At 40.6% G+C, this 15,638-nt stretch carries 14 protein-coding genes; 12 read left to right on the top strand and 2 right to left on the bottom strand.

From position 1 onward, the window contains the following. Nucleotides 1-68: 68 nt before the first annotated feature. The 12 genes from secE to ARADI_RS07460 all read left to right on the top strand — a co-directional run bounded on the left by secE (nt 69) and on the right by ARADI_RS07460 (nt 13,581). On the top strand, nt 69-452 hold the full coding sequence (secE, locus tag ARADI_RS07515) for a preprotein translocase subunit SecE (protein ID WP_119711674.1): 384 nt from the start codon (nt 69-71) through the stop codon (nt 450-452). A gap of 1 nt (nt 453) precedes the next feature. Next, nucleotides 454-999, top strand: coding sequence for a transcription termination/antitermination protein NusG (nusG, locus tag ARADI_RS07510; RefSeq protein WP_119711673.1), 546 nt, complete (start codon nt 454-456; stop codon nt 997-999). Between the two features lie 145 nt (nt 1,000-1,144). Beyond that, complete coding sequence (rplK, locus tag ARADI_RS07505) at nt 1,145-1,573, top strand: 50S ribosomal protein L11 (protein ID WP_119711672.1); 429 nt, start codon at nt 1,145-1,147, stop codon at nt 1,571-1,573. 7 nt (nt 1,574-1,580) lie between these two features. Further along, entirely contained in the window at nt 1,581-2,258 is a 678-nt protein-coding gene (gene rplA, locus ARADI_RS07500; protein ID WP_119711671.1) for a 50S ribosomal protein L1, read from the top strand. A 329-nt stretch (nt 2,259-2,587) separates the two neighbouring features. Then, nucleotides 2,588-3,085 carry a 50S ribosomal protein L10 gene (gene rplJ / locus ARADI_RS07495; protein WP_119711670.1) on the top strand — a complete coding sequence of 166 codons (498 nt, stop codon included), beginning with the start codon at nt 2,588-2,590 and terminating at the stop codon, nt 3,083-3,085. 61 nt (nt 3,086-3,146) lie between these two features. Then, nucleotides 3,147-3,518, top strand: coding sequence for a 50S ribosomal protein L7/L12 (gene rplL, locus ARADI_RS07490; RefSeq protein WP_119711669.1), 372 nt, complete (start codon nt 3,147-3,149; stop codon nt 3,516-3,518). A 343-nt stretch (nt 3,519-3,861) separates the two neighbouring features. After that, nucleotides 3,862-7,896: a DNA-directed RNA polymerase subunit beta gene (rpoB, locus tag ARADI_RS07485; RefSeq protein WP_119711668.1), complete on the top strand. Its 4,035-nt coding sequence runs from the start codon at nt 3,862-3,864 to the stop codon at nt 7,894-7,896. Between the two features lie 115 nt (nt 7,897-8,011). Further along, a complete protein-coding gene (rpoC, locus tag ARADI_RS07480) occupies nt 8,012-12,238 on the top strand; it encodes a DNA-directed RNA polymerase subunit beta' (protein WP_119711667.1) in 4,227 nt (1,408 codons plus the stop codon). 228 nt (nt 12,239-12,466) lie between these two features. Further along, nucleotides 12,467-12,640 (top strand): hypothetical protein, encoded by a 174-nt coding sequence (locus ARADI_RS07475; RefSeq protein WP_182853151.1) that lies wholly within the window; start codon nt 12,467-12,469, stop codon nt 12,638-12,640. After that, nucleotides 12,612-12,872: a hypothetical protein gene (locus tag ARADI_RS07470; protein ID WP_119711665.1), complete on the top strand. Its 261-nt coding sequence runs from the start codon at nt 12,612-12,614 to the stop codon at nt 12,870-12,872. The genes ARADI_RS07475 and ARADI_RS07470 overlap by 29 nt, the downstream gene beginning before the upstream one ends. A 112-nt stretch (nt 12,873-12,984) precedes the next feature. Then, nucleotides 12,985-13,215 (top strand): polysaccharide deacetylase family protein, encoded by a 231-nt coding sequence (locus ARADI_RS07465; RefSeq protein ID WP_119711664.1) that lies wholly within the window; start codon nt 12,985-12,987, stop codon nt 13,213-13,215. 216 nt (nt 13,216-13,431) lie between these two features. After that, nucleotides 13,432-13,581 carry a polysaccharide deacetylase family protein gene (locus tag ARADI_RS07460; protein ID WP_182853150.1) on the top strand — a complete coding sequence of 50 codons (150 nt, stop codon included), beginning with the start codon at nt 13,432-13,434 and terminating at the stop codon, nt 13,579-13,581. Nucleotides 13,582-13,747: 166 nt separating this feature from the next. On the opposite strand, the gene thiH is transcribed toward ARADI_RS07460, so the two are convergent. Next, on the bottom strand, nt 13,748-14,869 hold the full coding sequence (gene thiH, locus ARADI_RS07455) for a 2-iminoacetate synthase ThiH (protein WP_238149358.1): 1,122 nt from the start codon (nt 14,867-14,869) through the stop codon (nt 13,748-13,750). After that, on the bottom strand, nt 14,866-15,636 hold the full coding sequence (locus ARADI_RS07450) for a thiazole synthase (protein WP_119711662.1): 771 nt from the start codon (nt 15,634-15,636) through the stop codon (nt 14,866-14,868). The genes thiH and ARADI_RS07450 overlap by 4 nt, the downstream gene beginning before the upstream one ends. Nucleotides 15,637-15,638 lie beyond the last annotated feature (2 nt).

The following is a 15,638-nucleotide window of genomic DNA, read 5'->3' as shown; positions in this document are numbered from 1 at the left end:
TCGGTTAAATTTGAATTGTTTTACGAGGCAAATTGACTTTTTATTATATCATAGTAACGGGTTGATTTATGAGTGTGAATAGCGATGCTCAAGAAAGCGGACGTAGTTTTGATGTAGCAAAATGGGTATTAGTCGCGATTCTTTTAGTTATTGCTATTGTTAGTAATTATTATTTCCGACAATACAATCTTGCATTACGTGTCATCGCAGTTGTTGCTATTGCTGCGCTTGCTGGTGGCATTGCATTGTGGACAGCAAAAGGAAAAGCAACTTTAGCATTTGCTCGCGAAGCTCGTATTGAAATGCGTAAAGTCATTTGGCCAACGCGCCAGGAAACATTACAGACAACATTAATTGTTGCGGCAGTTACTGCCGTTATGGCACTAATTCTTTGGGGATTAGATGGTATACTGGTGCGTTTAGTTTCATTTATTACAGTCCTGAGGTTCTAAGATGTCTGAATCCCCTAAAAAACGCTGGTATGTTATTCAGGCATTTTCTGGTTTTGAAGCTAGAGTTGCCCAGTCATTGCATGAACATATCAAGTTGCATGATATGGAAGATAAGTTTGGTGAAGTGATGGTGCCAACCGAAGAAGTTATGGAAATTCGAAGTGGCCAACGTCGTAAAAGTGAACGAAAATTCTTTCCAGGATATGTTTTAGTTCAAATGACTATGGATGATGCTAGCTGGCATTTAGTGCGAAGTGTACCACGTGTTATGGGTTTTATTGGTGGTACACCAGATCACCCAGCTCCTATTAGCAATAAAGAAGTTGATGCGATTATGAATCGCTTGCAGCAAGTAGGGGATAAGCCGCGACCTAAAACACTGTTTGAGCCAGGAGAAATGGTTCGTGTTAGTGATGGTCCATTTGCAGATTTCAATGGTGTGGTTGAAGAAGTTGATTATGAAAAGAGCCGTCTTAAAGTATCGGTTTCTATTTTCGGTCGCGCAACACCGGTAGAATTAGATTTTAGTCAAGTAGAAAAAGTGTAATACACTTGACAACTTGCTAAAGGCGGGAAATTTAGCTACAATTTTTCGCCTTTATTTTTTATGGTCTGAAAATTACACGGGTCATTATATGCACAGGGGAGCTTCATAATTGAAGCGACATTACCCAATTAGAGGGGAAATATGCATGGCTAAGAAAGTACAAGCCTATGTTAAGCTGCAAGTTGCAGCAGGTATGGCTAATCCTAGTCCTCCTGTTGGTCCAGCTTTGGGTCAGCAAGGTGTGAATATCATGGAATTTTGTAAAGCGTTTAATGTTAAGACAGATAGCTTAGAAAAAGGCTTGCCAATTCCAGTTGTAATTACTGTCTATTCAGACCGTTCATTTACATTTATAACCAAGACACCACCTGCCGCCGTATTACTGAAAAAAGCAGCGGGTGTTAAATCAGGTTCAGGTACACCAAATAAAGAGAAAGTTGGTAAAGTAACCAGCGTACAAATTCGTGAAATTGCTGAAACTAAAGCTGCGGATATGCTAGGGGCTGATATTGAAGCGATGATGCGTTCAATTGAAGGTACTGCTCGTTCCATGGGTTTGCTGGTGGAGGGTTAATTAATCAATGGCTAAACTAACCAAGCGTATGCGCAATATCCGTGAAAAGATTGATGCAACTAAACAATATGATATTACTGAAGCAATTACACTCTTGAAAGAATTAGCGACGGCTAAATTTGTAGAGAGCGTTGACGTTGCAGTTAATCTTGGTATTGATGCACGTAAATCTGATCAAAATGTTCGTGGGGCAACTGTTTTGCCGCATGGTACCGGTCGTTCTGTTCGTGTTGCGGTATTTACTCAAGGAGCGAATGCTGAGGCTGCAACAGCTGCTGGAGCTGAATTAGTTGGTATGGAAGAACTAGCTGATAAAATTAAAAAGGGTGAAATGGACTTTGATGTTCTTATTGCTTCGCCAGACGCAATGCGCATTGTTGGCCAGTTAGGTCAGATTTTAGGACCTCGTGGTTTAATGCCAAATCCCAAAGTTGGTACAGTAACTCCTAATATCGCTGAAGCGGTTCAAAATGCCAAAGCGGGTCAGATCCGTTATCGTAATGATAAAAACGGTATCATTCATACCACCATCGGTAAAGTTGATTTTGACGATAGTAAATTAAAAGAAAATCTTGAAGCACTATTGGTTGCGTTGAAAAAAGCAAAAACCTCTTCTGCTAAAGGTGTTTATATTAAGAAAATTAGCCTATCTACTACGATGGGAGTAGGAGTTACTGTTGATTAAGCAGGATTATCTGCGTCAGCATAATTTTTGAGTATCATTTTTAGCTTTACCTTTGTGTTAAATTTGGATACAATTTAACGACTTATGCTTTATATTTATATTTTAAACAGAAAATAGCAAACGCTGAATTTAGGTTGGTGTCTGGCCTTATCCAGGCCACGTCCAAGACCGTAGGTGTAAGTGATTACTTAATATCCTACGTAGACGGTGACAGAGCCACTAAGATTAATTTCTGGATTCTGCTCACCGTATTTAACGCTCAAATATATAGGATGTTTTGAGTGATGTGAGTCCCCGGGTAACCCGGTTAATCCAGGAGCAAGAAGCTAATGGCACTAAATCTTCAAGACAAACAAGCGATTGTTGCTGAAGTCAGCGAAGTAGCCAAAGGTGCGCTGTCTGCAGTTGTCGCGAATTCTCGTGGTGTAGCTGTAGATAAAATGACTGAACTGCGTAAAGCAGGTCGCGAAACAGGTGTTTATCTGCGTGTTGTTCGTAATACGTTGATGCGCCGTGTTGTTGAAGGTACTGCTTATGAGTGCCTCAAAGAAGCGTTTATTGGTCCAACCTTGATTGCTTTTTCTAATGAACATCCGGGTGCAGCAGCTCGTTTGTTTAAAGACTTCGCGAAAGCGAATCCAGCATTCGAGATTAAAGCAGCAGCCTTTGAAGGAGAGTTTATTTCAGCGAATCAAATCGATCGTTTGGCAACTCTTCCAACTTACGAAGAAGCAATTGCGCGTCTGATGTCAACCATGAAAGAAGCCTCTGCAGGTAAGTTGGCTCGCATTATGGCGGCACTACGCGATCAGAAAGAAGCTGCTTAAGGCTATTTCCGTCGTTGTTTTTTAACGTATAAAATATTTCTGAATTTTAGGAACCCTTGTTATGTCTGTAATAACTAAAGAACAAATTCTTGATGCAGTTGCAGAAATGTCTGTAATGGACGTTGTTGCACTGATAACTATGATGGAAGAGAAGTTTGGCGTTTCTGCGGCAGCAGCAGTCGCGGTTGGTGCAGCTGGTGCAGCTGAAGTAGTTGAAGAAAAAACTGAGTTTGATGTTATCTTGTCTGCTATTGGTGCTAACAAAGTTGCGGTTATTAAAGCTGTTCGTACAGCAACTGGCTTAGGACTAAAAGAAGCTAAAGAAATGGTAGAATCAGCGCCAGCAACAATTAAAGAAGCAGTAAGCAAAGACGAATCTGAAACATTGAAGAAATCGCTGGAAGACGCCGGTGCTTCTGTTGAAGTTAAATAAGCTTTGCCTTAAGTTGGCAGCCTAATTTTATAGGCTGACGGCTGGTGGTTTTTTAGTCACCAGCTTTTTTGCGCTATGTGTATTGTAGGGTATCAGTAATATTTCACACTATTTAGTTACTGAGTTATCCTTTCAATATTTTTTGCTATTGACACTTAATATACTGCGTTTATGACTCTGACAATTAAAGATTGGTAGTTATATAATGCAATGAAATGATTTAAGAGTAATAGCAATAAGTATTGTGGAAAATAATCTGTTTTCCGTTCCAAAAAATAGTATTGCAGATGCTGTCCTTTAGGACGGACAGAGTGGGCCACTGATCAGCAAGCTGAGGAACCCTATGTTTTACTCCTATACCGAGAAAAAACGTATTCGTAAGGATTTTGGTAAACGTCCACAAGTTTTGGATGTTCCTTATCTTTTATCTATCCAACTTGACTCGTTCGCTAAGTTTATCGAGCAAGATTTAGAAGGTCAGAATGGGCTGGAAGCAGCATTCCGTTCTGTATTTCCAATTCAAAGCTACAGTGGCAATGCTGAATTGCAATATGTTAGCTATCGCCTTGGTGAACCTGTATTTGATGTTAAAGAATGTCAGATCCGTGGTGTCACTTATTCTGCTCCTTTACGGGTTAAACTACGCCTTGTTATTTACGAGCGTGAAGCGCCAGAAGGCTCAGTAAAGGATATAAAAGAGCAAGAAGTTTACATGGGTGAAATTCCACTCATGACAGATAATGGTACTTTTATTATCAATGGTACAGAGCGTGTTATTGTCTCTCAATTACATCGCAGCCCTGGTGTATTTTTTGATAGTGATAAAGGTAAGACCCATTCTTCAGGTAAGGTATTATATAATGCACGTATTATTCCTTATCGTGGTTCTTGGTTAGATTTTGAATTTGATCCTAAAGATAATCTTTTCGTTCGTATTGATCGCCGCCGTAAATTACCGGCGACTATTATTCTACGTGCGATGGATTATGGTACCAAAGAAATCCTCAATCTCTTTTTTGAGAAAACGATTTTCCAAATTAGTGATAATAAACTGTTGATGACGTTAATACCTGAACGTTTGCGTGGTGAAACGGCTTCTTTTGATATTGAAGCCAACGGTAACGGTAAAGTCTATATTGAAAAGGGCCGCCGTATTACTGCACGTCACATTCGTCAGCTAGAAAAAGACCAAATCAGCAGTATTGAAGTACCTATTGAGTATATTGCTGGTAAAGTGGTAGCTAAAGATTACATTGATGAAAGTACTGGCGAATTAATCTGTATAGCTAATACAGAGCTTTCTTTGGATATGTTGGCACGTCTAAGTCAAGGTGGTCATAAAACCATTGAGACCTTATTTACTAATGACTTAGATCATGGTGCATATATTTCAGAAACATTGCGTACTGATCCAACAAATGATCGTTTAAGTGCATTAGTTGAAATTTACCGTATGATGCGTCCAGGCGAGCCACCTACTCGCGAAGCGGCAGAAAATCTTTTTGAGAACTTATTCTTTTCTGAAGAACGTTATGATCTTTCCGCTGTAGGGCGCATGAAATTTAATCGCTCACTAGATCGTGAAGCAATTGAAGGCTCAAGCATCTTAAGTAAACAAGATATCATTGATGTGATGAAAAAACTCATTGGTATTCGCAATGGTAAAGGTGAAGTTGATGATATTGACCATTTAGGTAACCGTCGTATTCGGTCGGTTGGCGAAATGGCTGAAAATCAGTTCCGAGTTGGTTTAGTGCGAGTTGAGCGTGCGGTTAAAGAGCGTTTATCATTAGGCGATTTGGATGCATTAATGCCTCAGGACATGATTAACGCGAAGCCGATTTCTGCTGCGGTTAAAGAGTTTTTTGGTTCCAGCCAATTATCGCAGTTTATGGATCAGAATAACCCACTGTCTGAAATCACACATAAACGTCGTATTTCAGCATTAGGGCCAGGTGGATTAACACGTGAACGAGCTGGTTTTGAAGTTCGTGACGTACATCCAACGCACTACGGACGTGTATGTCCAATTGAAACACCTGAAGGACCGAATATCGGTTTGATTAACTCATTGTCTGTCTATGCACAAACCAATGAGTATGGTTTTTTGGAAACGCCTTATCGTTTGGTACGAGATGGTATCGTTACTGATGAAATTTATTATTTATCAGCGATTGAAGAAGGTAACTACATCATTGCTCAGGCGAATACTGTTTTAGATGATGATGGTCGGTTTGTTGAAGAATTAATCACTTGCCGTAATAAAGGTGAATCCAGTTTATTCAGCCAAGATCAAGTGGAATATATGGACGTTTCAACCCAACAGGTTGTTTCTGTTGGTGCTTCATTAATTCCATTCCTTGAGCATGATGACGCAAACCGTGCATTGATGGGTGCGAACATGCAACGTCAGGCGGTACCGACGTTACGCTCAGATAAACCATTGGTTGGAACGGGTATGGAGCGTGCCGTTGCTGTTGACTCTGGGGTAACAGCGGTAGCTAAACGTGGTGGTACCGTTCAGTATGTTGATGCTTCACGTATTGTTATCAAAGTTAATGAAGATGAAATGTATCCTGGCGAAGCCGGCATTGATATTTATAATCTGACTAAATATACGCGTTCTAATCAGAATACTTGTATTAATCAAATGCCATGTGTTTCGCTCGGTGAACCGATTGAACGCGGTGATGTTTTGGCTGATGGACCATCTACTGATTTAGGTGAATTGGCGCTTGGTCAAAATATGCGGGTGGCGTTCATGCCCTGGAATGGTTACAACTTTGAAGATTCTATTTTGGTATCTGAACGAGCGGTACAGGAAGATCGTTTTACCACCATTCATATTCAGGAGTTAGCTTGTGTATCACGTGATACTAAGTTAGGGCCAGAAGAGATTACGGCAGATATTCCTAACGTAGGTGAAGCTGCATTATCCAAATTGGATGAATCAGGTATTGTTTATATCGGTGCTGAAGTAACGGGCGGTGACATTCTGGTTGGTAAGGTAACACCGAAAGGTGAAACGCAATTAACGCCAGAAGAGAAATTGCTGCGAGCCATTTTTGGTGAAAAAGCTTCTGATGTTAAGGATTCTTCACTGCGGGTACCAAATGGGGTATCAGGAACGGTTATTGATGTACAAGTCTTTACGCGTGATGGTGTAGAGAAAGATAAACGTGCGTTAGAAATTGAAGAAATGCAGCTTCGTGATGCGAAGAAAGACTTAACTGAAGAGTTGCGTATCTTTGAGGCAGGTTTATTTGCCCGTATCCGAGCAGTACTAACTAATGGCGGTATTGAAGGTGAAAAACTGGATAAATTACCGAGTGAACGTTGGTTAGAATTATCCTTAAAGGATGAAGAAAAACAAAATCAGCTAGAGCAATTAGCTGAGCAATATGATGAGCTGAAAGCTGAATTTGAGAAGAAGCTAGAGGCTAAACGTCGTAAGATCACTCAAGGTGATGATTTAGCGCCAGGCGTATTGAAAATCGTTAAAGTTTATTTGGCAGTAAAACGCCAAATCCAACCGGGCGATAAAATGGCTGGTCGGCATGGTAACAAGGGTGTTATTTCGAAAATTAACCCTGTTGAAGACATGCCTTACGATGAAAGTGGTAACCCTGTTGATATTGTTTTGAACCCACTGGGCGTACCATCACGTATGAATATTGGTCAAATTCTGGAAACCCATTTGGGGATGGCTGCTAAAGGTATTGGCGATAAGATCAATGCCATGCTGAAACAACAGCGTGAAGTAGCAAAATTGAGAGAATTTATTCAGAAAGCTTATGATTTAGGAGATGATCCTCGTCAAAAAGTTGATCTCAGTACCTTTTCTGATGAACAAGTTCTGCGGTTAGCACATAATTTGAAGAAAGGTATGCCAATTGCAACACCGGTCTTTGATGGTGCAAAAGAAAAAGAAATCAAAGAGCTATTAACTTTAGCTGAGTTGCCGACTTCCGGTCAGATTACATTGTATGATGGTCGTACAGGCGAGAAATTTGAACGTCAGGTGACAGTTGGCTATATGTATATGTTAAAATTAAATCATTTAGTAGATGATAAAATGCATGCACGTTCAACAGGCTCCTATAGTCTGGTTACTCAACAACCGTTGGGTGGTAAAGCACAGTTTGGTGGTCAGCGTTTTGGTGAGATGGAAGTTTGGGCTTTGGAAGCATATGGCGCCGCTTACACCTTGCAAGAAATGCTTACCGTTAAATCCGATGATGTGAACGGACGTACTAAGATGTATAAAAACATCGTAGACGGCAACCATCAGATGGAACCAGGGATGCCGGAGTCTTTCAATGTATTATTGAGAGAGATCCGTTCGCTGGGTATTAACATCGAACTGGAAGACGAGTAATAAGTTATGTTGTAAAGCTTAGTCGCGACTAAGCTTTACAAATTGTTACACTGTGTTTAGGAGGAAGTGGCTAAAAGCGCTTCCTCGCAGGTTTAACTCCGACAGGAGCCATTCCGTGAAAGACTTATTAAAGTTTCTGAAAGCACAGACTAAAACAGAAGAGTTTGATGCGATCAAGATTGCTCTGGCCTCTCCAGATATGATCCGTTCATGGTCATTTGGTGAAGTGAAAAAGCCAGAAACTATTAACTACCGTACGTTCAAGCCTGAGCGTGATGGTCTTTTCTGTGCGCGTATTTTCGGGCCAGTTAAAGATTATGAATGTTTGTGTGGTAAATATAAACGATTAAAACACCGAGGTGTGATTTGTGAGAAATGTGGTGTTGAGGTTACTCAAACTAAAGTGCGTCGTGAACGTATGGGTCATATTGAGTTGGCTTCACCGACAGCACATATCTGGTTTTTAAAATCATTACCGTCACGTATTGGTTTGTTACTTGATATGCCTTTGCGTGATATTGAGCGGGTACTCTACTTCGAATCTTATGTTGTGGTCGAAGGGGGTATGATAAGCTTAGAGTGTGGACAAATCTTGACTGAAGAGCAATATCTTGATGCTTTGGAAGAGTTTGGTGATGAATTTGACGCTAAAATGGGTGCAGAAGCTATCCAATCTTTGCTAAAAAATCTCGATTTGGAGCAAGAATGTGAAGTGCTACGTGAAGAGTTAAATACAACTAACTCTGAAACTAAGCGGAAAAAATTGACTAAGCGTATCAAACTGCTAGAAGCGTTTATTCAGTCTGGTAATAAGCCCGAGTGGATGATCCTGAATGTACTACCGGTATTACCGCCGGATTTGCGTCCGCTTGTTCCGCTAGATGGTGGTCGCTTTGCAACTTCTGATTTAAATGATTTATATCGTCGCGTTATTAACCGTAACAATCGTTTAAAGCGTCTATTGGATTTGGCTGCGCCTGATATCATTGTACGTAATGAAAAACGAATGCTACAAGAAGCGGTTGACGCACTGCTGGATAATGGACGTCGTGGACGTGCAATTACTGGTTCGAATAAACGTCCGCTGAAATCTTTGGCCGATATGATCAAAGGTAAGCAAGGTCGTTTCCGTCAAAACTTATTGGGTAAGCGTGTTGATTATTCAGGTCGTTCTGTTATCACGGTTGGTCCTTATCTTCGTCTGCACCAATGTGGTTTGCCGAAGAGAATGGCATTAGAATTATTTAAGCCATTTATTTATGGTAAATTGGAGTTACGTGGATTAGCGACAACGATCAAAGCAGCCAAGAAGATGGTTGAACGTGAAGAAGCTGTCGTCTGGGATATTCTCGATGAAGTGATTCGCGAACATCCAGTGATGCTAAACCGCGCACCAACGCTGCATCGTCTTGGTATACAAGCATTTGAACCTATTTTGATAGAAGGTAAAGCAATCCAATTACACCCACTTGTGTGTGCTGCTTATAACGCTGACTTTGACGGTGACCAGATGGCTGTTCACGTCCCGTTAACTTTAGAAGCGCAGTTAGAAGCGCGTGCTTTAATGATGTCGACAAATAATATTTTGTCGCCAGCTAGTGGTGAACCTATCATAGTACCTTCTCAAGACGTGGTACTTGGTTTGTACTATATGACACGAGATTGTGTAAATGCTAAAGGCGAAGGCATGGTATTGTCTGGACCGAAAGAAGCTGAGCGGGTTTACCGTTCAGGCTTAGCATCCCTACATGCTCGCGTTAAAGTCCGTATTACAGAAGAAGTCCGTGATGGTGAAGGTAATGTTGAGGTTGCAACTCAGTTAGTTGATACCACAATTGGTCGAGCTATCTTATGGATGATTGTACCTAAAGGCCTGCCATACTCATTGGTTAATCAGCCGTTGGGTAAAAAAGCCATTTCTAAAATGCTTAATACTTGTTACCGTGTTTTAGGCTTAAAACCAACCGTTATCTTTGCCGATCAGATCATGTACACCGGTTTTGCTTATGCAGCTCGTTCTGGTGCTTCTGTTGGTATTGATGATATGGTAATACCAGAGAAAAAAGCCAGTATTATTGCTGAAGCTGAAGCTGAGGTTGCCGAAATTCAAGAACAGTTCCAATCAGGTCTGGTTACTGCGGGCGAACGTTATAACAAAGTTATTGACATTTGGGCTGCGGCTAATGAGCGTGTCGCAAAAGCGATGATGGAGAATTTATCCACAGAAACTGTTGTTAATCGTGATGGCCAAGACGAACAACAAGTTTCGTTTAACAGCATCTTTATGATGGCTGACTCTGGAGCACGTGGTTCTGCCGCACAGATCCGTCAGTTAGCGGGTATGCGTGGTTTGATGGCGAAGCCGGATGGTTCAATTATCGAGACACCGATCACCGCTAACTTCCGTGAAGGTTTGAACGTATTACAATACTTCATTTCAACTCACGGTGCACGCAAAGGTCTAGCCGATACCGCCTTGAAGACAGCAAACTCAGGTTATTTAACCCGTCGTTTAGTTGATGTTGCACAAGATCTGGTTGTCACTGAGGATGATTGTGGTACCCACGACGGTATTTTAATGACACCAGTTATTGAAGGTGGTGACGTTAAAGAGCCTTTACGTGAACGTGTCTTGGGTCGAGTCACAGCGGAAGATATATTAGTACCTGGTACAGCGGACATTTTAATACCGCGTAACGCCTTATTAAGTGAAAAATGGTGTGATGAGCTGGAAACTAACTCTGTTGATAGTGTAAAAGTACGCTCTGTTGTAAGTTGTGAAACTGACTTCGGTGTTTGTGCGAAATGTTATGGACGTGATTTAGCGCGGGGTCATATTATCAATAAAGGTGAAGCTGTTGGTGTTATTGCTGCTCAATCAATCGGTGAGCCTGGCACACAGTTGACAATGCGTACATTCCATATTGGTGGTGCTGCATCACGTGCTGCTGCGGAATCGAGTATTCAGGTACGTAACAAAGGTAATATCAAACTAGTTAATGCTAAGTTTGTAAAAAACTCTGAAGGTCATTTGGTTATCACTTCTCGTAATGCAGAATTGCGAGTGGTAGATGAATTTGGCCGAACCAAAGAAAGCTATAAAGTTCCTTATGGTGCACACCTTAATAAAGGTGATGGTGATGGCGTTAATGGTGGTGAAACGGTTGCTAACTGGGATCCACATACCATGCCGGTTATCAGTGAAGTTGCGGGTATTATTCGTTTCTCTGATATGGCAGATGGACAATCTATTATACGTCAGACAGATGAACTAACGGGTTTATCATCAATTGTTGTGCTTGATACAGCTGAGCGTACTGCGGGTAGTAAAGATTTGCGTCCTGCATTGCGTGTTGCTGATGCGAAAGGCAATGATGTATTAATTCCAGGTACTGATATGCCAGCGCAATATTTCTTGCCTGGTAAAGCGATTGTTCAATTGGATGATGGTGCAACAATTAATATTGGTGATACCTTAGCTCGTATTCCACAAGAATCGGGCGGTACTAAGGATATTACTGGTGGTTTACCACGGGTTGCTGATCTATTCGAAGCACGTCGACCAAAAGATCCGGCTATTTTGGCTGAAATTAGCGGTATTATTTCTTTTGGTAAGGAAACTAAAGGTAAGCGTCGCCTAGTTATCACACCGATAGATGGTGATGATGCATACGAAGAGATGATCCCTAAATGGCGTCAGCTTAATGTCTTTGAAGGTGAGCGAGTTGAGCGTGGTGATGTGATTTCTGATGGTCCGGAATCACCACATGATATTTTACGTTTGCGTGGAGCGCATGCTGTTGCTCGTTATATCACCAATGAAGTCCAGGAAGTTTATCGTCTACAAGGTGTTAAAATTAACGATAAGCATATTGAAGTTATCGTTCGTCAGATGTTACGTAAAGTGACAATTGTTGATGCTGGTAGCTCTGAATTCTTGGAAGGTGAACAAGTAGAGTGTGCACGTGTTAAAGTAGCGAACCGTAAATTAGAGCAAGATGAAAAAGTGCCTGCTACCTTCAGTCGTGATCTGCTAGGTATTACCAAAGCGTCTCTGGCGACAGAGTCCTTTATCTCAGCAGCGTCATTCCAGGAAACAACACGTGTGCTTACCGAAGCTGCGGTGGCTGGAAAACGTGATGAACTTCGTGGTTTGAAGGAGAACGTCATCGTTGGCCGTCTAATTCCTGCCGGTACAGGCTATGCATATCACCAAGATCGGATGCGTCGTCGTCATATGGTTAATGAACCTGTTGAATCATCACAAGTTAGCGCTGATGAGGCAACGGCTAATTTGGCAGAATTGCTAAATGCGGGTTTTGGTAACCGAGACCATGAATAATGCAGCTTGATCTGTAAAAAATGCCCTCATAAAGAGGGCATTTTTATAGCTATATTATGGAAAAAATCAAATAATGACATGCTGTCGTTTTATTATTTTATATATATTGAGTATTTTTATTTATTTTTTTTCGGTTTTCCACTTTACGCGGAAAACAGCATGGTTCCATTGTTAGAAAAACGTCTTGATGCTAATTTCAACAAACCAATGAAAGTTAGCTAGGATAGTGTGATTTATGCGGTAGTGGGAGGAAAAATACGGCCAGCTGGTTGGTTATTGAAAAATTCAGTTTTACTTATGCAACCGGCGAAAAATAATTTTTACCGTTTTCATTTTGGTAATAGTGTTGGTTATATTACTCAACAACAAGCTTTTGAGGCAAAAAAATCAGTTTCTGACTGATACTTTAAAACAATTAGATCAGCCAGTTTATGACTATTTAGTGACCACTGAAAAAACGCCCATCTATGAAAACACAGATGAGAAAAGCACGGTTATTGGTTTTCTGTCCGCCGATTTACGTTATCCAGTACAGCGAAGAAAGTTGAGTTTGACTCATCATCCAAGAGCTCTTGGTTTATTATTGATCTTGGTGGTAGACTGGCTTTTATTGATGGTCAAGATGTTTCATTAGATAAAGGGATCCCAATTCTCAGGTATCATCATTTACTTCCTGATAATGAAATGAAAATAAATTATTTCGCCATACATCAACAACTACTTCGGTAATAGCTTTTAAAGCTCAAATGGATTACTTAAAACAAGCGGGTTATCAGACAATTACCTTGGATGAAGTTGATGGTTATTTAAAGAAAAAAATTAATTTACCGGATAAGGTGGTCAGTATAACTTTTTATGATGGCTTAAAATCGGTTTATCGCTATGCTCATCCAATCTTAAAAGAACATGCACAGCTGACAACGCTTTTGTTAAATTTCATGATCAAAAATGAGATCCGAATGGTTTACAATTTATGAGTAGACATGAATTGAAAAACAGTCGTGATGTCTTTGATATTCAATCTCACTCCTATTTTCTGCATAGATTAGATAATAAAAACCAACCGATTATTTTTAGCTGATCTTATCGTACGGTAAAACTTGATTTTGCCCATCCTTGTCGTGTACTAGCGCCATTTAATCCTTTTCAACGTTACTTAGCATATCCCTTTTGGTGCCTATAATAGACAAGTTATGGATGCAGCAAAAGCTGCTGGAATGATGTTGGCACTGACGACTATTCAAGGTAAAGTGAAACTGGGTGATAATCCGTATGCCTTGCGGAATAATCCAATGGAAAAATTTGCCCAAATGGGTGGGCAATGGCGAGCAACAAATTATTAATAAAGACATTATTGTTGATCAATAAAGACTCATTATGTAGGTATCACTATAGTAAGCTCATAGCTAAGTAAATTTTTATTCTATTTAGTTGCTAAAAAAAACGAATTAAAAATTAACTGTTTGATCGAGCTAATCTGCTATCACCACCGATTAAGGTGGTGTTTTATTAACGGCCTAAATGGTGATCCCAATCTTTCCAGACGGGTTGGAGTCCAGCATTAATAATAACCTTAGCCATGGTTTCAGCACTGCGATTATCATAGACAGTAAATTGCTCCAGTGCTTGATGATTATCAGCATAACCACCGGGTTGAGTCTTTGAACCAGCGCTAAGGGTATTGATAACCAGTGGAATAATATTATCACGGAAAAAAGGAGATTCACGGGTTGATAATGAAAGCTCAACTTCGGGTGCCAATAAACGGAAAGCGCAGATTAATTGAATTAACTCTGCTTCGTGGATGGTCGATGCTGGCTGAATACTCCCTATACAAGCGCGTATTCGGGGGAAAGAAATAGAGTAACGGCTTTTCCAATATTTTTTTTGCAGATAAGATAGATGATTTGCGACGAGATAATAGTCAGCTCGCCAATTATTGGATAATCCGATTAGTGCACCTAAACCAATTTTATCAATACCAGCCTGGCCAATGCGATCCGGTGTTTCTAAACGCCAAAAAAAATCTTGTTTCTTCCCCCGTAAATGGTGCTGCTGATAAGTCGGTTGATGATAAGTTTCCTGGTAAACCAGTACACTATCTAAGCCAATTTTTTTCAGTTCCCTATATTCTGTAATTGTTAATGGCTGAACCTCCATCAATAGCGTACTGAAATATTTTTTAATTAATGGAATATATTGGCGAAAATAATTCATCCCTACTTTGCTTGGATGTTCACCGGTTACCAGCAATAGATTATTGTATCCAATGGAACGTAGCGCTTCGCATTCTGCAATAATTTCTGTTTCGTTAAGTGTTTTTCGTTTAATTGGGTTGTGCATGGAAAAACCACAATAAGTACAATTATTAGCACATAGGTTAGACAGATAGAGCGGTACATAAAGACCAACAGTATTGCCAAAGCGCTGACGGGTTAATTTTTGCGCTTTTTGAGCGATAACTTCCAGATAGGGGTAGGCAGCGGGTGAAATGAGAGCCATAAAATCATTCAGGGACGGTCTATCTGAGCAAATCGCTTTTTCAACTTCTTGAGTCGATTTGCTATTAATTTGTATCGCTAATTGCTGCCAATCAAGTTGCTGATAAATTTCAGTAAAAGCCGTCATTATTGAAATGCCTCGAGGAATTGAGTTAAAGGGCTAGTGGATGCAGCTCGATGCTGCTGCGCCGCGAGTCCGGCAGCTTGTACTATCTCACCTGCTTCAGTGGCAATGCGAAAAGCGTGAGCCATTACAACAGGATCATTAGCAACGGCAATGGCTGTATTTACCAGTACAGCATCGGCTCCCATCTCCAAAGCGGTTAATGCATGACTGGGTGCTCCGAGCCCTGCATCGACAACAATTGGGATCGAGGCTTGTTCAATAATAATTTGTAGAAAATCGTAGGTAGTTAATCCTTTATTGGTGCCAATAGGGGCGCCAAGCGGCATCACAGCAGCGCAACCTACCTCCTCTAAACGCCGACACAAGACAGGATCGGCACTACAATAAGGTAAAACAATAAAACCTTCTTTTACCAATAGTTCAGCCGCTTTTAACGTCTCAATCGGATCGGGTAATAAGTATTTTGTATCGGGGTGGATCTCAAGTTTTATCCAGTTTGTGGCTAAGGCTTCACGCGCTAGACGAGCGGCAAATAAAGCTTCTTGGGCATTTTTAGCGCCAGAAGTATTAGGTAATAATTTGACACCGATTTTTTGTAATGGCGCCAAAATATCATCATTTTTATTTATTAAATCAAGCCGCTTCATAGCCATGGTGACTAACTGACTGCCAGAAGCTTGTATAGCTTGGGTCATCAATGATGAATTAGCGAATTTTCCGCTACCAATAAATAAACGTGATTGAAAAACAGTATCAGCAATTTTTAGCATAA

It is taken from the genome of Arsenophonus endosymbiont of Aleurodicus floccissimus (assembly GCF_900343025.1).
Taxonomy (GTDB): domain Bacteria; phylum Pseudomonadota; class Gammaproteobacteria; order Enterobacterales; family Enterobacteriaceae; genus Arsenophonus.
This window is presented reverse-complemented; position numbering and strand designations above follow the sequence as displayed.